A 16,347-nucleotide genomic window follows, 5' to 3' on the forward strand; every position below is an offset into this window, starting at 1 on the left:
GGGGATGAACGCACGTGACGATCTTGCACAAGCTGACATTGCTGGCTGCAGCAGTGATGCTTGCCCTTCCGGCCGCGCAGGCCCAGGAGGGTGACGACGAACCCCGGGGCCGCGGCCCCGGGGGCGGCGCGGATTTTTCCACCGCGCCGCGGGTGGATGTACATAAGCCGGTCCAGCTCATCCCGCTCTACATGCGCGACCCGCGCATCCACGGCCTGCAGCCCTTCCAGGAACTGGTCGAAAAGACCCCTGAAGGCGGTGTGCTCAAGGTGCCCGCCGGACATTACTCCGGGCCGGTCCACCTGAAGAAGCGGATGGTCATTGAAGCCGCCGGAGATGGCGAAGTGGTCATCGACGGCGGCGACAAGGGCACGGTGTTCGTGCTCGAGACCAACGAAGCCACGCTGCGCAACCTCACCATCACCGGATCAGGCGAGTCCCACGATTCAGACGACGCCTGCCTGAACGTGCGCGGCCACGGCAACCTGATGGAAGGCCTCAACATCGCCGACTGTCTGTTCGGCGTCGACCTCAAGCAGGCCGACCACAACATCCTGCGCAACAGCAAGGTGCGCTCGAAGGACTTCGAGCTCGGCGTGCGTGGCGACGGCATCCGCCTCTGGTACAGCCACGACAACCTGATCGAGAACAATCTCGTCACGGATACCCGCGACATGGTGGCCTGGTATTCGCACCGCAACGTCTACCGCGGCAACGAGGGCCGGCGCAGCCGCTACTCGATCCACTTCATGTTCGCCAACGACAACATCGTCGAGTACAACCGCTTCTACGACAACGCGGTCGGCGTGTACTTCATGTACATGGAAGGCGGCGGTGCGCGCGGCAACATCATTTCGCACGCGACCGGCGCCACCGGCATGGGTCTGGGCTTCAAGGAATCCTCGGACATCTTCCTCGAAGACAACGAGATCATCTACTGCGCCATCGGCGTCGGCTCCGATCTCTCGCCCTTCCAGCCCGACACCACCATTCGCTTCAAGAACAACCGCTTTGCCTACAACGGCGTCGCGGTCTATCTGACCAGCGAGTTGGGTGGAAACGAGATGTACGGCAACGTCTTCGAAGGCAACCTGACCGACGTGTTCCAGGCCGGCCGCGGCCGCGGCGAAGGCCCCAAGAACAAGTGGGCCGGAAACTACTTCGACACCTATCAGGGGTTCGACCGTAACGAGGACGGCTACGGTGACACCCCGCATGAAGAATATGCCTATGCGGACCGGATCTGGATGGAGATCCCGAACGCCCGCTTCTTCAAGACTTCGCCCGTCCTCGAGCTGCTCGACTTCCTCGAACGCCTTGCCCCCTTCTCCACACCCGATCTGCAGGCGAAGGACGACAAGCCACTGTACAGGAAGCCAGAACGGCGCACCCCAGGGAGCGCATCATGAGCGAAAACCAAACCCCCCCTCCTGAACCCAAGGCCAGCCCCAAGGCCGAAACCGCCAAGGCTGCCCCGCCCGTCTCCAAGGAGCGCAAGCGCCAGGGTCGGCGCAAGGTACTGCGCACGATCCTGCTCACCGGCGGCGTGCTGGGCGCCGGCCTGTCCGGCTACCTGCCGCTGGTCTATGCACGCACCAACCGACTGCGCCCGCCCGGCGCGCTGGACGAGAAGGAATTCCTCTCTTCCTGTATCAAGTGCGGCCAGTGCGTGCAGGTCTGCCCGGTGAATGCGATCAAGCTCGCCGACCTGGTGGACGGCTTTGGCGTTGGCGCCCCCTATATCGATGCGCGCGAACAGGCCTGCGATTTCTCCTGCGATGCGGTCCAGTGCATCCTCGCCTGCCCCACCGGCTCGCTCACATACCATAAGCCGGACTTCCTTGAAGTGCGCGAGGGTGCTGCGCTGTCGCAAAAGCCCACCCTGATCGCCAAGATGAACGACCCGGAGCCCACGCTCAACCTCACCGAGCGCATGGGCGTGGCGCGGCTGACGCGTCCCGAGTCCTGCCTCGCGATGAAGGGCGAAGGCTTCAAGGGGCAGGCGCGCGGCCCCGACTTCAAGGGCACGATGCGCTACATCAAGGTTGACCGCTGGAAGCCCATCCCGATCGCCGACCACCCCTACGACCTCGAGCTGTGCGATCTGTGCATGCGCGAATGTCCGATCGCCGGCGCGATCTCGCTGGAGAAATTCACCGGCCCCGATGGCACCACGCGTGCTCGGCCGATCGTGCATGAGAACTGCGTGGGATGCGGCGTGTGCGAGATGATCTGCCCGACCGAGCCCGCCTCCATCACCATCATCGCCCGCGAGGTGTGGCAATCATGAGCAAACTGCTGACACGCCGCTACATCGACCAGATCAAGGTGATGTTCGGCAAGGAACCCGACAAGCCCAAGGAAATCTCCCCTGCGGCACAGAAGATCCACTTCTACAAGAAGAACAACCGCGACGAGATCGCCGAACTCAAGCACATCCGTGCGCACGAGAAGCCCAGTCACAAGTGGCGCAACCGGCGCTGGGCCACGCTGATCTTCGCCAACCTGCTGTTCGTATTCTCCTACTGGCTCGACATCCAGGTGCTCGAGGGCGCGCTGACCGCATCCCGTTTCGTCGGCTTCCACATGGCGGACCTGAACTCTGCCCTGCAGGTGATGCTGGCGCACAAGCACATCATCACCAACCTGCTGATCGGTACCGCCACCGTGCTGCTGCTGTGGGCGCTGCTGGGCGGCCGAACCTTCTGTTCCTGGGTCTGCCCCTATCACCTGGTTGCGGAATGGGCCGAGAAGATCCACCTCTGGCTCGCCAGGAAGAAGCTCGTGACCGACCAGCCCATGGATCGTCGCCTACGCACCGTGTTCTGGATCATCTTCGCCGCGCTCGCCGTCGTCACCGGGTACACCGTGTTCGAAGCGATTTCGCCCACGGGTATCCTGTCACGCGCGCTGATCTACGGCGTGGGGCTGTCAATCCTGTGGGTCGTGGCCCTGCTGATCTTCGAGATCTTCTTCTCGCGCCGTGCATGGTGTCGCTACGCCTGCCCGATCGGCCTTACCTATGGCGTGGTCGGCATCATTTCGCCGGTGCGCATCAAGTACAAGCTCGAGGGCTGCTTCCACGAAGGCGACTGCCGCAAGGTCTGCCTGGTGCCGCACGTGCTCGACACCGTCATCAAGGGCCGCGCGATCGAGCCCGAGGTGCCGCTGGGTCCCGACTGCACGCGCTGCGGCCTGTGCGTGGACGCCTGCCCCACTGGCTCGCTGAGCTTCGAAGTCAAGGGACTTTCCAAGCTGCTCTGAGATAATGACGACCAGACCCCCAACCCCGCAAAGCACAACAGAGTCGATTCATGATCCGACTAGATAACGTCATCAAAACCTTTCGTGGTGCGCGCGTCCTCAACGGCATCTCGCTCGATGTAGAACTGGGCGAGCGCATTGCCCTCATTGGCTCAAACGGCGCAGGCAAGACCACACTGATCCGCTGCCTGCTCGGGGAGTATGTGCACGACGGCGTTGTGACCATCAATGGCATCAACCCGCGCAAGGCACGTGCCGACGTGCTGGCCGAGGTCGGCTTCGTCCCCCAGTTGCCCCCGCCGCTGAAGATGCCGGTCGGCCAACTGATCGATTTCGCTGCCGGCCTGTGCGGCTCCGATCCCAGGCGCATCGACGACATTGCCAAGCGACTGGGCTTGGAGATCGACACCATTCGATCACGCCAGTTCGTCCGGCTTTCGGGCGGCATGAAGCAGAAGCTGTTGATCGCAATCGCGCTCGGCCGCGATGCCCGACTCCTGATCATGGACGAGCCCGCAGCCAACCTCGATCCCGAGGCGCGCAAGATCTTCTTCGACCTGCTCGCCGAGCGGGTGCAGAACGCGACCATGATCATCTCCAGTCACCGTCTGGACGAAGTCTCCGCCCTCGTGAACCGCGTGATCGAGATGGACACCGGACGCGTCGTGCTTGACGACAAGGTGGCCGACATGGGCGCACTGCATAGCCGCCTCGACTGCCAGATCCTGCTCAAGCAGGCCGATCCGGCCATCGCCAAGGCGCTCGAAAGCTGGAAGTTCAGCTTCGACCCCGCAGCAACGGCATGGAATGGCGAGATCGCCGGCGCCGACCGTCTGCGCTTCCTCGGCGTCGTTTCCCGATACTCCGGCCTGGTCACCAAGCTGGAAATGACAGAAAGGCCCCACTGACCATGTGCGACCAACATCGACGCCAGTTCATGGGAAGTCTGGCGAAGGGGGGGCTTTTGCTCACGCCCCTCGCCGCTGCCCTGTCGGGTTGCCGTGACGACGGCAAATGGCCGGAAGGCATGAAATCCATCATCTGGGACCGCGACACCTGCGTGCGCTGCAACATGGCGATCTCGGACCGCCGCTTCGCAGCCGAATTGCGCGGCGGCCCCAAGGACACCGTGTTCAAGTTCGACGACGTCGGCTGCCTCGTCTTCTGGCTGGAAGAGAAGCGCGATCGCTTCCCGTGGATGGACGACCCCTCCACCCGCATGTGGGTCGCCGACTACAACAGCAAGAGCCGTGACGAGATGACCTGGCACGATCCGCGCCAGGTGCGCTACATCACGCGCACCTCGCCCATGGGCTACAACTACGGCGCAGCGGGCGGTATGAGCGAGGGCGAAAGCGTGACCTACGAAGAAATGCGACAGCAGACGCTGGCGAAGGGAAGATAAGACAAATGAAACAGTTCTGGCTCACCGCCCGTCTGGACATCGTGGAATCGCTGCGCGCACGCTGGTTCCAGATCTACACGCTGGTGTTCGGCGGCATCGTCGCACTGCTGTTCCTGTTCGGCCTCACGGAGTCGCGCGTGCTCGGCTTCATTGGCCTGTCGCGCCTGCTGGTCACCTACATCCAGCTCACCATGGCGATCCTGCCGATCTTCGTGCTCATCACCACGGTACGCTCCGTGGCCGGCGACCGCGAGGCGGGCGTGTTCGAGTACCTGCTCTCGCTGCCGGTGTCCCTGTGGGCGTGGTTCTGGGGCAAGTTCGTCGGCCGCTACATCGTCATCTTCCTGCCGGTGTTCGCTGCCATGCTGCTCGCGGTGGGCTGGGCAACGATTCAGGGGATCGAGGTGCCGTGGGGTATGTTCGCCTACTACACCGCACTGATCGCGGCGATGGCGATGTGCTTCCTCGGCTTCGGCATGCTGATCTCGTCGATTGCACGCACCACCGACGTCGCACAGGGCGCCGCCTTCCTCGCCTGGCTGATCTTCCTGCTCTTCCTCGATCTGATCCTGCTTGGCGTGATGATCCAGGAGCGCGTTTCCCCCGATATCGCGGTCACGATCGCCCTGGCGAACCCGCTGCAGGTGTTCCGCACCGCAGCGCTGTCGATGTTCGATCCGCACCTGATCGTGCTCGGCCCCTCCGCGTACGTGATCCTCGACCTGTTCGGCGAGGTGGGATACCGCTACTTCGCGGTGCTCTACCCGGCAGCGCTCGGCATCATCAGTGCCGGCGCAGGCTATCTCGTCTTCCGCCGCGGCGATCTGCCCTGATCGTCGGCGCCCGCCAGCATGAACGTCGACAAACCCTGCGACGAAAGCCTCCGCAACCCGTTCCCCAACGGGTTTGCGCGCTACTTCGCAGCCACCCGGCCCGCATTCCTGACGGTGACGCTGGCCGGCTCGCTCATCGGGCTGGGGACTGCAGCCGCCAGCGGGCTGGACATCAACCTGGCGAAGGCACTGGTCACGATCCTGTTCGCACTCGTCGCCCACGCGGGGGCGAACGTCATCAACGACTATTTTGACGCGCTCAACGGCACCGATGGCTTCAACACCGAACTGCTGCATCCCTATACCGGTGGCAGCCGCTTCATCCAGAACGGCTACCTGAGCCTCGCGGAGATGCGCCGCTTCGGCTATCTGCTGCTCGCTGCGGTGATCCCGGGAGGCCTGTGGCTGACCATCCTGTCCGGCCCCGGCCTCGTCGCGATCGGCCTGGCCGGGCTTCTCGTTGCCTGGGCGTATTCCGCGCCGCCGCTGAAGCTGATGTCGCGCGGCATGGGAGAAGGGGCGATCACCGCGGGCTGGCTGCTGGTGGTGCTGGGCACCGATTTCGTACAGCGCGGCGAGTTTTCCATATTGCCGCTGGTCGCCGGCCTGCCCTTCGCGCTGCTCGTGGCAGCCATCCTTTACATCAACCAGTTCCCCGACATGCGTGCCGACGCACAGGCGGGCAAGCGCACCCTGGTCGTGCGCCTCGGCCCGCGTGTTGCCAGCCGCGGCTATGTGCTACTGGTCGCCTTCGCCTACCTGTGGCTGGCCGGGGCGCTCGCCGGCGGACAGCTCCCGTGGACCGCGGCCATCGCCCTGCTGCCGCTGGTGTTCTCGGTCAACGCGGCGCGCCAGCTACTCGCCCATGCGATGACGCCGCAGCGGCTGGTGCCACCCATCCGCAACACCATCGCCGCCGCGAACCTCAGCGGCCTGCTGCTCGCGCTCGGCCTGGGTGCGGCGCGCCTCCTGGCATGAGCAGACCGTCGAACCGGGTGCTCGGCACGGTGTTCGTTGCCGCCGCCCTCTTCGGCGGCACCTTCCTCGACGCCGCGCGACAGCGCGCGGCACATGAGCCTGCGCTGCAGCAAACCGAAGCGCTGGTCGAGCGACTGCGCCTCTCGGACATCGCGCTGTTCACCGAAGCGCGCTACACGCGCCACCTTACACAGGCCGATCTGCACTCGGCCTTTCAGGATCACCCCGTGGCGCTGGAGCACTTCCCCTCGGGCTCCCTGCTCCCGCCACCGAAGAATCTGCTGAGTCGCAATGAACCCCTGGATCGAGAAGCAGCGTCATCTGATTGACTTCACCGCCAGCTCGCTGGCCCGGCGCAAGTCCCGGAGCCTGGGCCTGCTGTTCGTCTATACCTTGCTGGTGTTCGTGCTCGCCTCGGTAGCCCTGTACACCCATGCGCTGCGCAACGAGGCCACGCGTGTGCTCGCGGGCACGCCCGAGATCGTGCTGCAGCGCCTGATCGCCGGTCGCCACGATCTGATTCCGCCTGGCTACCTCGACGACGTCGGCCGCCTGCGCGGGGTGCAGAAGATCGAAGGGCGGCTGTGGGGCTACTACTACGACAGCGTGATGAAGGCGAACTACACCTTCATGGTGGCGACCGACCGCGAGATCGCCGAGGGCGAGATCATCGTCGGCCCTGCGCTGGAGCGCTCTCGCGGGCTGGCCGCCGGCAACGGCATCTCCTTCCGCTCGTATTCGGGCGAACTGCACACCTTCATCATCAACGATGTGCTGCCGCACGAGTCGGAACTCGTCAGCGCCGACCTGGTGCTGCTCAACGAGGCCGACTTCCGCCGCTTCTTCTCCTACCCCGAGGGCCACTACACCGACATCGCGCTGTGGGTGGCGAACCCGAACGAGGTGCGCAACGTCGGTCTCAAGCTGATGGAGAAGCTCCCGGATTCACGCCCCATCCTGCGTGAGGAGGTGCTGCGCACCTATGCCTCGATCTTCGACTGGCGCGAGGGCATGATGCTGGCGCTGCTATCCGCCGCCATCCTCGCCTTCGGCATCTTCGCGTGGGAGAAGGCCGCGGGACTGTCCGCCGAGGAGAAGCGCGAGATCGGCATCCTCAAGGCCATCGGCTGGGAAACCGGCGACGTGATCGCGATGAAGTTCTGGGAGGGCTTCCTGATCTCCGTGCTCGCCTTCCTGATCGGCTACATCGCCGCCTACGTACACGTGTTCCATGGAAACTTCGGCTTGCTGCAGCCGGTCCTCAAGGGGTGGGCGGTGCTGTATCCGAGCTTCTCGCTGACACCAAAGATCGACGGCCTGCAGGTGGCGACGCTGTTCCTGTTCACGGTGCTGCCCTACACCGCGGCGACGCTCGTGCCGATCTGGCGCGCTGCGACCACCGATCCCGACACCGTGATGCGGGGCTGAGACCATGCTCGAACTCGCCAACATCCGCAAGGCCTTCAATCAGGGCCAGCACAACGAATTCTGGGCGCTGAAGGGCATCGACATCGACATCCCGCCGGCGCAGGTCAATGTGCTCAAGGGTCCGTCCGGCTCGGGCAAGACCACGCTGCTCACCATTCTCGGCTGCCTCGCGCGGCCCACCGAGGGCCGGGTGCGGCTCAAGGGCGAAGACATCTCAGGCCTGCCCGAGCGCTTCCTGACCGAGATCCGGCGCAGCACCTTCGGCTTCATCTTCCAGCAGTTCAACCTGGTGCGGGGCCTGACGGCAATCGAAAACATCATCCTGCCCGGCTACCCCAGCGGCACGCCGCGCGCCCGTCTGCTCGAACGCGCCGAGGCGCTGCTCGCAGACATGCAGCTCTCCCACCGGCGCGACGCGAAGGTGGAATGGCTCTCCGGCGGCGAGCAGCAGCGCGTGGCGATCTGCCGCGCGCTGATCAACGACCCCGAGATCCTGATCGCAGACGAGCCCACGGCCAACCTCGACAGCAAGCTCTCGGCCGAATTCCTCGTCATCCTGCAGCGCCTCGCCGCAGCCGGCCGCACCGTGATCCTCACCAGCCACGACCCGCTGGTGGTCGAGTCCGATGTGGTGGACCGCGTGTATTCACTGCGCGACGGTGCGCTCATCGACGTGCACGACAAGGCGGCCGCATGATCTTCCAGCCCGCCATCATCGCCCTGCTGATGGCCGCCAGCCTGAGCCTGGCCATGCTGGTGGCTGCCTCACCCTTCGCCGTCAACCTGATCCGCCACTGGGACATCGGCAGCGGCAGCGAACGCCAGCTCCGGCTCGAGCGCATGACCTACCTGTTCTCGATGCTGGTGGCTCTGGTCTGCGGCCTGCAGTTGCTCGCCACCCTGCTGTTCGTCTTCAACGCCGACAAGATGTCGGTGATGTTCGTGGGTGCAATGTGCGCGGTGGGCGCGCTGAACGCCAACGAGTACGGTTTTCCGGCGCTGTACGCGCAACTGACGCTGTTCTTCGTCGCCTCGACCTGGCTGGCCGTCAACCGGCTGGACAACGCCGCGCGCGACTATCCGCTCATCCGCATCAAGTACACGATGCTGCTCGCCTACGCCCCGCTTGCGGCGGTGGTGCTGTGGCTGCAGTTCAACTACTTCATCAACCTCGAGGCCGATGTCATCACCTCGTGCTGTGGCAGCATGTTCTCGGAAGAGGCCGACACCGTGGCCAGCGAGGTCAGCGCCATGGCGCCACGCAGCGCGATGATCCTGTTCTATGCCGTACTCTCGCTTGCCACCGCGATCGCCTTCTGGCACTGGAAGAGCGCCGGTCGCCGGATCTGGAGCGGACTCGCGGTGGGGGCGAGCTCGATCGCCGCCTTCTTCGTGGCACTGATGGGCGTGGTCGCGTTCATATCGCTGTACATCTACGAGCACCCCAACCACCACTGCCCGTTCTGCATCCTCAAGCCCGAGTACGATTACCAGGGCTATGCGCTCTACGTGCCACTGTTCGCCGCGGCCGCAGCCGGCCTGTCGGCCGGCGTGCTCACACTGTTCGCGCATCGACCCAGCCTTTCCGAGCTGGCTCCCGGGGCGAGCGCACGCCTGGCCGGAATCGCCGCAGCGGGCTTCGCCATCTTCCTGGCGGTGGCGAGCTTCATGGTGCTGCGCTCCAACCTGATCCTGCTCGAGTGACGTCCATGCCGATGACGCGCCTGCTTGCCATGCTTGCCTGCACCCTGCTCACCGCCTGCGGCGGCCCCGACGCCGGCCCCGGAACGGGCAGCCCTGCCCCGCGCTTCGAAGCCGTCGACCTCGACGGCAGCGTGCGCAAGTTCCCCGAGGACTACGCAGGGCGTCCGGTCATCCTCGATTTCTGGGCGGACTGGTGCCGTTACTGCGCCAGCCACATGCAGCGCGTGGATGCCCTGCAGCGCGAGCATGCGGACAGCGGCCTGGCCGTGATCGCCATCAACGTCGCACAGGACCGCGCAACCGCCGCGACCTTCATCGAAAAGCTTGGCGTCAGCTACTCGAGCGTGCTCGACCCCGACTCGCGCATCACCCGTCAGTACGGTGTCCAGGGCCTGCCGATCACCTACTTCATCGACAAGGACGGGCGCATCGCCGGCAAGATCATCGGCGAAGCAGACGAGAAACTGCTCCTCAATCAGCTTTCTCGCATCCTTTCTGCACATGAGTAGACAAAGGTCAAGGCTGTTTCAGCCATTCGGAGGGACGATCCTCCGCGCGGCGCCCATTTTCCAATACCGCCGGCATGCACCGGCACACTCGAGGAGTGCAACATGGATCGCAGAGAAGCCCTGAAGATGTCCGTCCTGGCCAGCATCGGCATGGCCGCAGCCAGCAAGGCCAGCGCGCAGACAAACTGTCCCGCCGACGGCACCCCGGCCCAGTTCATCCCCAAGACGGCGCCCGATGCCCAGCCCCAGGCCGACGACATCGCCAAGTATCCCAAATGCCCGTACTGCGGCATGGACCGCAAGCAGTACCACCACTCTCGGATGGTCGTGCACTACGCGGACGACCTCGCAGACGGCACCTGTTCCCTGCATTGCTCGGCGATCAGCCTGTCGCTGAACATCGACCGCGACCCGAAGGCGATCTGGGTAGGCGACAACGCCGTTGAAGGTGACACCAAACCGCTGGTCGAGGTCGAGAAAGCCAGCTTCCTGGTCGGCAGCAAGCTGCCCGGCGTGATGACCGCACGCAGCAAGGTCGCCTACGGCTCTGCCGACGCGGCCAAGGCCTCGCAGGCGGCCAACGGCGGCGAGATCACCGACTTCGACGGCGCGCTGCTCGCCGCCTACACCGACATGTCGGCCGACGTCAGCCGCATCCGCAAGAACCGCGCCGAGCGCCGGCGGAAGATGATGGAGAAGCAGAACAAGTCATGAAGACCCTGCTCGCTCTCGTGTTCGCGGCCTGGACGAGCCTCGCGCTCGCCCAGGCCCCCGCGGCGGATCTGCCCAAGCCGGGCGAGAAGGATCTGTGCCCGGTGTGCGGCATGCTCACCGCGAAGTACCCCAACTGGATCGCGACCATCGTCTACAAGGACGGGCATGCGCACTTCTTCGACGGTGCCAAGGACATGTTCAAGTTCTGGCATGACCCTGGCAAGTATGCCGCCGGCCACAGCCGCGACCAGATCGAGCGCATCGCCGTGACCGAGTACTACGGCCTCACCTCGATCGACGCCAAGGCTGCGTACTACGTCGTCGGCTCGGACGTACTCGGCCCCATGGGGCACGAGTTCGTACCGCTGGAAACCGAAGAGGACGCGGCCGATTTCCTCAAGGAGCACAAGGGTGTGCGCATCCTGCGCTTCGACGAGGTCAGCGCCGAATTGCCGGTGATGCTCGACAAGGGACTTTTCGAGTAAGCCCCGACCGGGCGCAAGCGCGCCTCGCGCACCCCAGGCCGGCCGCGAAACCCGTTTTCGCGGCCGGCTTTTTCGTCACTGCAACAGCAACGCGGCGGAAGCCTCCAGGTCCGCCCGTCGCACCACGCCCATCTTGCTGCCCACCGGCTTGCCGTCGCGGCCGATATATACGGTGAAGGGCAGGCCCGCCTGCGCGTTGCCCAGCGCCTTCATGAGCGGGATCCCATCCTTGCCCGCCACCGCCACCGGGTAGCTCATGTCATAGGCCTTGGCAAAGTCGCGCACGCTCTCGAGCTTGTCCTCGGCCTCCACCGAGACCCCGACCACCTCGATGCCGTCCTCGCCCTGTGCCTCGCGCAGCCGCACGAGCTCCGGGATCTCATCGCGGCACGGCCCGCACCAGCGCGCCCAGAAATTGACGATGAGCGGACGGCCGCGGAACTGCGCCATGTCGACCGGCGCGCCATCCAGACCGGTCATCTTCGCCGCGAAGAAGGCTTCGGTATCGATGCCCTCGGTGGCGTTTGCATTCATGAGGAGGCCGAAGCCGAGTACGGCGACAAGCTTGCGGATCATGGCGGGCGTTCCTTGAGTTCGTTCGGGTGAAATGGATTGAATGGCCCCAGCGGGTTGGCATGGCGGGCCTGCCTGCAGGGCAAACATGGCGCGATTGTGCCAAGCATGGTCATGGACCGCCTGGAGCGGGATCAATTCCCGCTAGGTCTTGTCAAAGACGCGTCGCAAGTGCTTACGCCGCCTGCATTGCCTTCGGTCGATGCAGAGCGTAGCCTTTGTTCAAGCCTCAGCGCCTCTTTCAATGCAACACAGGAGACTCAACATGAGCACGACCGCCCAACCCTCGAAGGACAAACTCGTCGACGACCTCAAGCTACTGATTTCGGACGCAGAAGAACTCCTCAAGCTCACTGCCGACCAGCAAGGCGGCAAGCTCGACGATCTGCGCGCGCGCATCAACACCCGCGTCGCAGTTGCCAAGGATCGCCTGAGCGACGCCGAAGCCGCCCTCGTCGACTCCGGCAAGAAGGCCGTGCGGGCCACCGACGACTATGTGCACGAGAACCCCTGGCAGTCGGTCGGGGTCGCCGCCGGCGTCGCCTTCCTACTGGGTCTGCTGGTCAGCCGCCGCTGAGTCGATGAGCGACGGACCTCGGCCGCGCCTGGCCGACAGCCTGCACGGCATCCTCGACGCCGGCCTGCAGACGGCGCAGACGCGGCTCGAACTGCTCGCGGTCGAGTTGCAGGAAGAGAAGCTCCGTCTCACCGGCTTGGCGCTGAACACCGTGCTGGCCGGGCTGTTGCTCGGCTTCGGACTGGTGTTCGTGATGATCTTCCTGACCGTGCTGTTCTGGGAGGATCACCGCCTGCTCGCGCTCGGTATTTCCACTGCGATCTGCATCGGCGGCGGGCTGCTGGCCGCGAGCAACGCGGCGCGTGCCTTCCGCGCAGGCACGAAGCTGTTCTCTGCCAGCCTCGCCGAACTCGCACGCGACCGCGCCGCCCTCCGGAAACCGGACTGAGCTCCACGCCCACGCATGGACACCCGCCACCTCGACCTCGCGCTGCGCAAGCAGAAGCTTCAACTGCGTGCCGACGCGCAGCGCGAGGATCTTTCGCGCCGGCTCGACGGCATCGACGGCGCCCTAGATCGCGCCGATGGCCTGCGCGAGCACCTCGCATGGGCCAAGGAGCGCATTCCGGTGCTATCGGTGGCCTTGATCACCGTGCTGCTGGTGCGGCCGCGGTTCACGCTGCGCCTGGCCAAGCGCGCCTGGGTGGGCTGGCTGCTGGTGCGCCAGGTGCGCGGCGGCCAACTGTCCGCCCTGCTGCCCGCCGCGGTGCCGTTGTTGCGCGGGCTGCTGGCGCTGATCAGACGCCGGCTCGAGCCTTCGGCAGGATCAGGTTCAGCAACACCGCGACGACGCCGCACAGGCTGACGCCCTGCAGCGTCATGCCGTCGAAGTTCAGCGCCAGACCGCCGATCCCCATCACCAGCACCGAAGACACGATCACCAGGTTGCGCGGCTCTTCCAGATCCACGCGCGCCTTGATCAGCGTGTTCAGGCCCACGCTCGCCACCGAGCCGAACATCAGCATCATGATCCCCCCCATCACCGGCACCGGAATGGAGGCCAGCAGCGCGTTGAACTTGCCAAAGAAGGCGAGGATCACCGCCAGCACCGCCGCCCAGGTCATGATCGCCGGGTTGAAGTTCTTGGTCAGCGTGACCGCGCCGGTCACTTCCGAGTAGGTGGTGATCGGGGGGCCGCCGATCAGCCCCGCGAACAGCACGCCGGCTCCGTCGCCCGCCAGGGTGCGGTGCAGACCGGGCTTCTCGGTGTAGTCCTTTCCAGTCACGCCGCCGATCGCGAGCACGTCGCCGACGTGCTCGATCGCCGGCGCCAGCGCCACGGGCAGCATGAACAGCACCGCGGCAAGCTCGAAGCTCGGGGTGACGAACTGCGGCATCACGAACCAGGGCGCCGCCCCCACCGCAGCGAAATCGACCAGTCCGAACAGGATCGCCGCCAGGTAGCCCGCCCCCACCCCGCACAGGATGGGCACCAGCTTCAGGAAGCCGCGCGCGAACACCGCAACCAGCACCGTGGTCCCGAAGGAGATCCCTGCCACGATAAGCGCAGTGGCGTAGGGCACGAGCTCGATCTTGCCGTCGCCACTGCGCCCCATCGCCATGTTGACGCCCACGGCGGCGAGGGATAGACCGATGATCATGATAATCGGCCCCACCACCACCGGCGGCATGTAGCGGTGCACGATGTCGGCACCATGCTTCCACACCAGGCCGGCAAAGACGAAATACATCAGCGATACGCAAGCGAGCGCGCCCATGGTGGCGGGGATGCCCCAAGTCTGGATGCTGAAGATGATCGGCGCGATGAAGGCGAAGCTGGAGCCGAGGAAGATCGGCACCTGACGCCCGGTAATGAACTGGAACAGCAGCGTACCGACCCCCGCGCCGAGCAATGCGAGCGCGGGATTCAGCCCGGTGAGCAGCGGCACCAGCACCAGCGCACCGAAGGCGACGAACAGGATCTGGGCGCCGGAAATGACCTGCCGCCACAGGGGCTCGGCAGACTGGATGGGAATTTCACGCATGAGGGTTCTCCGCCGGACGCACGCGGCCGGGGTGCCGCGCAGCCGGCATGGTTGTCGTTATCGATGAAACGGTGATGATGCGGTGGCGGCAGCCGCACACGCGCCTGCCGTCGCCACAGCCTCAGTTGTGCCGCGTGCCGAAGATCTTGTCGCCCGCGTCGCCCAGGCCGGGGATGATGTAGCCGTGCTCGTTGAGGTGGCTGTCGATGCTTGCGGTGTAGATGTCGACGTCGGGGTGCTTCTCGTTCATCAGTGCGATGCCCTCGGGCGCCGCCACCAGCACCAGCGCGCGCACGTGGGTGCAGCCCTTGCGCTTGAGCATGTCTACGGTGGCCACCATGGAGCCGCCGGTGGCGAGCATGGGGTCGATAATCAGCGCCATGCGCTCATTCAGCTGGCCGACGAATTTCTCGAAGTAGGGCGCGGGCTGCAGGGTTTCCTCGTTGCGTGCGATACCGACCACGCTTACCTTGGCGCTCGGCACCATGTCGAGCACGCCGTCCAGCATGCCCAGGCCGGCACGCAGAATGGGCACCACGGTGACCTTCTTGCCCTTGATCTGCTCGATCTCGACCGGCCCGGCCCAGCCCTGGATCTCGACCGCCTCGAGCGGGAAGTCCTGGCACGCCTCGTAGGCCAGCAGACGGGCGAGCTCGGCGGTGAGCTCGCGGAATTTCTTGGTGCTGATGTCGCCTTCGCGCATCAGGCCGATCTTGTGGCGCACGAGCGGATGGCGGATTTCGTGGATGGGCATGGCGGTTTCCGGGCGGCAGCGATGATGCGCCTTCTTTTACCGCGCCGTCGCATGGCGCACAAGCACCCCGACGCTGCAAACGGCTAAAATGCGGGGCCGAATTGAACGCAGCTCGAACGCCTGCAGGATTCAGCCCATGTCTCTCGACCTCGAAGAAATCCGCCGCGCCCTCGACGAAGCCGACTGCCTCGCCGATGCAGGCACCGTCGAAGCCGCCCTCGACCGCATGGCCGTGGAGATCACCGCGCGCCTGGCCGGCACCAACCCGCTCGTCTATGCGGTAATGAACGGCGGCCTCATCCTCGCCGGCCGCATCCTGCCGCGCCTGCCCTTCCCGCTCGAGGTCGCCTACCTGCACGCCACCCGCTACGGCCACGCGCTGCAGGGCACACTGCTCGACTGGCGGGTACGCCCCACGCAGGACCTGCGCGGACGCACCGTGCTGGTGCTCGACGACATCCTCGATGAAGGCCACACGCTCAAGGCCATCATCGAACACCTGAAGGAAGAAGGCGCCGCCGAGGTGCTGTCCGCGGTGCTGGTGCACAAGCTGCACGAGCGCAAGGCCGCCCCGGGCATGCGCGCGGACTTTTCCGGCCTCGACATCGCGGACCGCTTCCTGTTCGGCTGCGGCATGGATTACAAGGGCTACTGGCGCAACGCGCCCGGCATCTACGCCGTCAAGGGCCTCTGAGCCCAAGGGAGATCGATATGCTCGTTACTTTCAAGTCCCACGCCAGCGCAGACGTCATCATGTTCGGCGATGCTGCGAAGAAACTCATCAAGATCGTCGGCAAGGATCCGCTCGACGCCCAGGGCATCATCACCGCCCAGCAACTGCCCGACGCCATCGCACGGCTCAAGGCCGCGATCGAGGAAGACCGCGCCCGTGAGGCCGAGCTCGAACGCCAGCGCAACCCCGACCACGAGCAGACGGAGAAGGAAGCCGGTCACGCGGGCATGGCCGCACCCGTCGGGCTCGCCCAGCGCGCCTGGCCCTTGCTGAACATGATGGAAGCGTCGCTGCACGAGGAAGCCCCGGTGGTCTGGGGCGTCTGAGACTCGCCATCGCACCCACGCGCCAGTGCAGGCAACTGTCCGCGGGAGCCGACGGCCGATTTCACCGTGGGCGCGGGCT

The 16,347-nt window shown here is 65.3% G+C and carries 22 protein-coding genes; 19 read left to right on the forward strand and 3 right to left on the reverse strand.

Annotation, left to right across the window (positions count from 1 at the left end):
* The first annotated feature begins 14 nt into the window (after positions 1-14).
* The 14 genes from nosD to ACNKW1_RS06820 all read left to right on the forward strand — a co-directional run bounded on the left by nosD (position 15) and on the right by ACNKW1_RS06820 (position 11,320).
* Positions 15-1,409, forward strand: coding sequence for a nitrous oxide reductase family maturation protein NosD (gene nosD, locus ACNKW1_RS06755; RefSeq protein WP_418363835.1), 1,395 nt, complete (start codon positions 15-17; stop codon positions 1,407-1,409).
* Positions 1,406-2,290: a 4Fe-4S dicluster domain-containing protein gene (locus ACNKW1_RS06760; protein ID WP_418363836.1), complete on the forward strand. Its 885-nt coding sequence runs from the start codon at positions 1,406-1,408 to the stop codon at positions 2,288-2,290. Before nosD ends, ACNKW1_RS06760 begins: the two co-directional genes overlap by 4 nt.
* Positions 2,287-3,264 carry a NapH/MauN family ferredoxin-type protein gene (locus tag ACNKW1_RS06765; RefSeq protein WP_418363837.1) on the forward strand — a complete coding sequence of 326 codons (978 nt, stop codon included), beginning with the start codon at positions 2,287-2,289 and terminating at the stop codon, positions 3,262-3,264. Before ACNKW1_RS06760 ends, ACNKW1_RS06765 begins: the two co-directional genes overlap by 4 nt.
* Positions 3,265-3,314: 50 nt before the next feature.
* Positions 3,315-4,172 (forward strand): ABC transporter ATP-binding protein, encoded by an 858-nt coding sequence (locus ACNKW1_RS06770; protein WP_418363838.1) that lies wholly within the window; start codon positions 3,315-3,317, stop codon positions 4,170-4,172.
* Positions 4,173-4,291: 119 nt separating this feature from the next.
* Positions 4,292-4,669 carry a hypothetical protein gene (locus ACNKW1_RS06775; RefSeq protein ID WP_418363839.1) on the forward strand — a complete coding sequence of 126 codons (378 nt, stop codon included), beginning with the start codon at positions 4,292-4,294 and terminating at the stop codon, positions 4,667-4,669.
* Positions 4,670-4,674: 5 nt separating this feature from the next.
* The gene (locus ACNKW1_RS06780; protein ID WP_418363840.1) at positions 4,675-5,502 is read left to right on the forward strand and encodes an ABC transporter permease; all 828 of its coding nucleotides are present in this window, start codon (positions 4,675-4,677) and stop codon (positions 5,500-5,502) included.
* Positions 5,503-5,520: 18 nt separating this feature from the next.
* Positions 5,521-6,480, forward strand: coding sequence for a prenyltransferase (locus ACNKW1_RS06785; protein ID WP_418363841.1), 960 nt, complete (start codon positions 5,521-5,523; stop codon positions 6,478-6,480).
* Entirely contained in the window at positions 6,477-6,809 is a 333-nt protein-coding gene (locus ACNKW1_RS06790) for a hypothetical protein (RefSeq protein ID WP_418363842.1), read from the forward strand. Before ACNKW1_RS06785 ends, ACNKW1_RS06790 begins: the two co-directional genes overlap by 4 nt.
* On the forward strand, positions 6,772-7,908 hold the full coding sequence (locus tag ACNKW1_RS06795; protein WP_418363843.1) for an ABC transporter permease: 1,137 nt from the start codon (positions 6,772-6,774) through the stop codon (positions 7,906-7,908). Before ACNKW1_RS06790 ends, ACNKW1_RS06795 begins: the two co-directional genes overlap by 38 nt.
* Before the next feature lie 4 nt (positions 7,909-7,912).
* Positions 7,913-8,605, forward strand: a complete 693-nt coding sequence (locus ACNKW1_RS06800; RefSeq protein WP_418363844.1) for an ABC transporter ATP-binding protein — start codon at positions 7,913-7,915, stop codon at positions 8,603-8,605.
* Positions 8,602-9,612, forward strand: coding sequence for a hypothetical protein (locus ACNKW1_RS06805; RefSeq protein ID WP_418363845.1), 1,011 nt, complete (start codon positions 8,602-8,604; stop codon positions 9,610-9,612). The genes ACNKW1_RS06800 and ACNKW1_RS06805 overlap by 4 nt, the downstream gene beginning before the upstream one ends.
* Positions 9,613-9,617: 5 nt before the next feature.
* A complete protein-coding gene (locus ACNKW1_RS06810; protein ID WP_418363846.1) occupies positions 9,618-10,121 on the forward strand; it encodes a TlpA family protein disulfide reductase in 504 nt (167 codons plus the stop codon).
* A gap of 102 nt (positions 10,122-10,223) precedes the next feature.
* Positions 10,224-10,835 (forward strand): nitrous oxide reductase accessory protein NosL, encoded by a 612-nt coding sequence (locus ACNKW1_RS06815; protein WP_418363847.1) that lies wholly within the window; start codon positions 10,224-10,226, stop codon positions 10,833-10,835.
* Entirely contained in the window at positions 10,832-11,320 is a 489-nt protein-coding gene (locus ACNKW1_RS06820) for a nitrous oxide reductase accessory protein NosL (RefSeq protein ID WP_418363848.1), read from the forward strand. Before ACNKW1_RS06815 ends, ACNKW1_RS06820 begins: the two co-directional genes overlap by 4 nt.
* A 75-nt stretch (positions 11,321-11,395) precedes the next feature.
* On the opposite strand, the gene ACNKW1_RS06825 is transcribed toward ACNKW1_RS06820, so the two are convergent.
* Positions 11,396-11,896: a TlpA family protein disulfide reductase gene (locus ACNKW1_RS06825; RefSeq protein ID WP_418363849.1), complete on the reverse strand. Its 501-nt coding sequence runs from the start codon at positions 11,894-11,896 to the stop codon at positions 11,396-11,398.
* Positions 11,897-12,158: 262 nt separating this feature from the next.
* Between ACNKW1_RS06825 and ACNKW1_RS06830 the strand changes: the two genes are divergently transcribed.
* From ACNKW1_RS06830 to ACNKW1_RS06840, 3 genes are read left to right on the forward strand one after another with little or no spacing between them, the layout of a single operon-like run.
* Positions 12,159-12,470 carry a DUF883 family protein gene (locus tag ACNKW1_RS06830; RefSeq protein WP_418363850.1) on the forward strand — a complete coding sequence of 104 codons (312 nt, stop codon included), beginning with the start codon at positions 12,159-12,161 and terminating at the stop codon, positions 12,468-12,470.
* A gap of 4 nt (positions 12,471-12,474) precedes the next feature.
* Positions 12,475-12,858 (forward strand): phage holin family protein, encoded by a 384-nt coding sequence (locus ACNKW1_RS06835; protein ID WP_418363851.1) that lies wholly within the window; start codon positions 12,475-12,477, stop codon positions 12,856-12,858.
* Positions 12,859-12,873: 15 nt separating this feature from the next.
* Entirely contained in the window at positions 12,874-13,275 is a 402-nt protein-coding gene (locus ACNKW1_RS06840) for a YqjK-like family protein (RefSeq protein WP_418363852.1), read from the forward strand.
* On the opposite strand, the gene ACNKW1_RS06845 is transcribed toward ACNKW1_RS06840, so the two are convergent.
* Together ACNKW1_RS06845 and upp are read right to left on the reverse strand one after the other, a co-directional pair.
* On the reverse strand, positions 13,208-14,455 hold the full coding sequence (locus ACNKW1_RS06845; RefSeq protein WP_418363853.1) for a uracil-xanthine permease family protein: 1,248 nt from the start codon (positions 14,453-14,455) through the stop codon (positions 13,208-13,210). The genes ACNKW1_RS06840 and ACNKW1_RS06845 overlap by 68 nt on opposite strands.
* A 121-nt stretch (positions 14,456-14,576) precedes the next feature.
* Complete coding sequence (gene upp / locus ACNKW1_RS06850) at positions 14,577-15,209, reverse strand: uracil phosphoribosyltransferase (RefSeq protein WP_418363854.1); 633 nt, start codon at positions 15,207-15,209, stop codon at positions 14,577-14,579.
* Positions 15,210-15,345: 136 nt separating this feature from the next.
* On the opposite strand from upp, the gene ACNKW1_RS06855 reads away from it, so the two are divergent.
* Positions 15,346-15,903: a hypoxanthine-guanine phosphoribosyltransferase gene (locus ACNKW1_RS06855; RefSeq protein ID WP_418363855.1), complete on the forward strand. Its 558-nt coding sequence runs from the start codon at positions 15,346-15,348 to the stop codon at positions 15,901-15,903.
* A 17-nt stretch (positions 15,904-15,920) separates the two neighbouring features.
* Positions 15,921-16,268 (forward strand): DUF1840 domain-containing protein, encoded by a 348-nt coding sequence (locus ACNKW1_RS06860; RefSeq protein WP_418363856.1) that lies wholly within the window; start codon positions 15,921-15,923, stop codon positions 16,266-16,268.
* Positions 16,269-16,347 lie beyond the last annotated feature (79 nt).

Source organism: Thauera sp. WH-2, assembly GCF_048321015.1.
In the GTDB taxonomy this organism is placed as follows: Bacteria; Pseudomonadota; Gammaproteobacteria; order Burkholderiales; family Rhodocyclaceae; genus Thauera.

Excerpts from the sequence above, each read along its gene's own strand:
- ACNKW1_RS06785 (WP_418363841.1), top strand. The coding sequence starts at position 5,521 with ATGAACGTCGACAAACCCTGCGACGAAAGCCTCCGCAACCCGTTCCCC.
- ACNKW1_RS06765 (WP_418363837.1), top strand. The coding sequence starts at position 2,287 with ATGAGCAAACTGCTGACACGCCGCTACATCGACCAGATCAAGGTGATG.
- ACNKW1_RS06845 (WP_418363853.1), bottom strand. The coding sequence starts at position 14,455 with ATGCGTGAAATTCCCATCCAGTCTGCCGAGCCCCTGTGGCGGCAGGTC.
- upp (WP_418363854.1), bottom strand. The coding sequence starts at position 15,209 with ATGCCCATCCACGAAATCCGCCATCCGCTCGTGCGCCACAAGATCGGC.
- ACNKW1_RS06780 (WP_418363840.1), top strand. The coding sequence starts at position 4,675 with ATGAAACAGTTCTGGCTCACCGCCCGTCTGGACATCGTGGAATCGCTG.
- ACNKW1_RS06810 (WP_418363846.1), top strand. The coding sequence starts at position 9,618 with ATGCCGATGACGCGCCTGCTTGCCATGCTTGCCTGCACCCTGCTCACC.
- ACNKW1_RS06825 (WP_418363849.1), bottom strand. The coding sequence starts at position 11,896 with ATGATCCGCAAGCTTGTCGCCGTACTCGGCTTCGGCCTCCTCATGAAT.
- ACNKW1_RS06790 (WP_418363842.1), top strand. The coding sequence starts at position 6,477 with ATGAGCAGACCGTCGAACCGGGTGCTCGGCACGGTGTTCGTTGCCGCC.
- ACNKW1_RS06775 (WP_418363839.1), top strand. The coding sequence starts at position 4,292 with ATGAAATCCATCATCTGGGACCGCGACACCTGCGTGCGCTGCAACATG.
- ACNKW1_RS06820 (WP_418363848.1), top strand. The coding sequence starts at position 10,832 with ATGAAGACCCTGCTCGCTCTCGTGTTCGCGGCCTGGACGAGCCTCGCG.
- ACNKW1_RS06835 (WP_418363851.1), top strand. The coding sequence starts at position 12,475 with ATGAGCGACGGACCTCGGCCGCGCCTGGCCGACAGCCTGCACGGCATC.
- ACNKW1_RS06795 (WP_418363843.1), top strand. The coding sequence starts at position 6,772 with ATGAACCCCTGGATCGAGAAGCAGCGTCATCTGATTGACTTCACCGCC.
- ACNKW1_RS06770 (WP_418363838.1), top strand. The coding sequence starts at position 3,315 with ATGATCCGACTAGATAACGTCATCAAAACCTTTCGTGGTGCGCGCGTC.
- ACNKW1_RS06800 (WP_418363844.1), top strand. The coding sequence starts at position 7,913 with ATGCTCGAACTCGCCAACATCCGCAAGGCCTTCAATCAGGGCCAGCAC.
- ACNKW1_RS06805 (WP_418363845.1), top strand. The coding sequence starts at position 8,602 with ATGATCTTCCAGCCCGCCATCATCGCCCTGCTGATGGCCGCCAGCCTG.
- ACNKW1_RS06840 (WP_418363852.1), top strand. The coding sequence starts at position 12,874 with ATGGACACCCGCCACCTCGACCTCGCGCTGCGCAAGCAGAAGCTTCAA.
- ACNKW1_RS06815 (WP_418363847.1), top strand. The coding sequence starts at position 10,224 with ATGGATCGCAGAGAAGCCCTGAAGATGTCCGTCCTGGCCAGCATCGGC.
- ACNKW1_RS06760 (WP_418363836.1), top strand. The coding sequence starts at position 1,406 with ATGAGCGAAAACCAAACCCCCCCTCCTGAACCCAAGGCCAGCCCCAAG.
- ACNKW1_RS06855 (WP_418363855.1), top strand. The coding sequence starts at position 15,346 with ATGTCTCTCGACCTCGAAGAAATCCGCCGCGCCCTCGACGAAGCCGAC.
- ACNKW1_RS06860 (WP_418363856.1), top strand. The coding sequence starts at position 15,921 with ATGCTCGTTACTTTCAAGTCCCACGCCAGCGCAGACGTCATCATGTTC.
- ACNKW1_RS06830 (WP_418363850.1), top strand. The coding sequence starts at position 12,159 with ATGAGCACGACCGCCCAACCCTCGAAGGACAAACTCGTCGACGACCTC.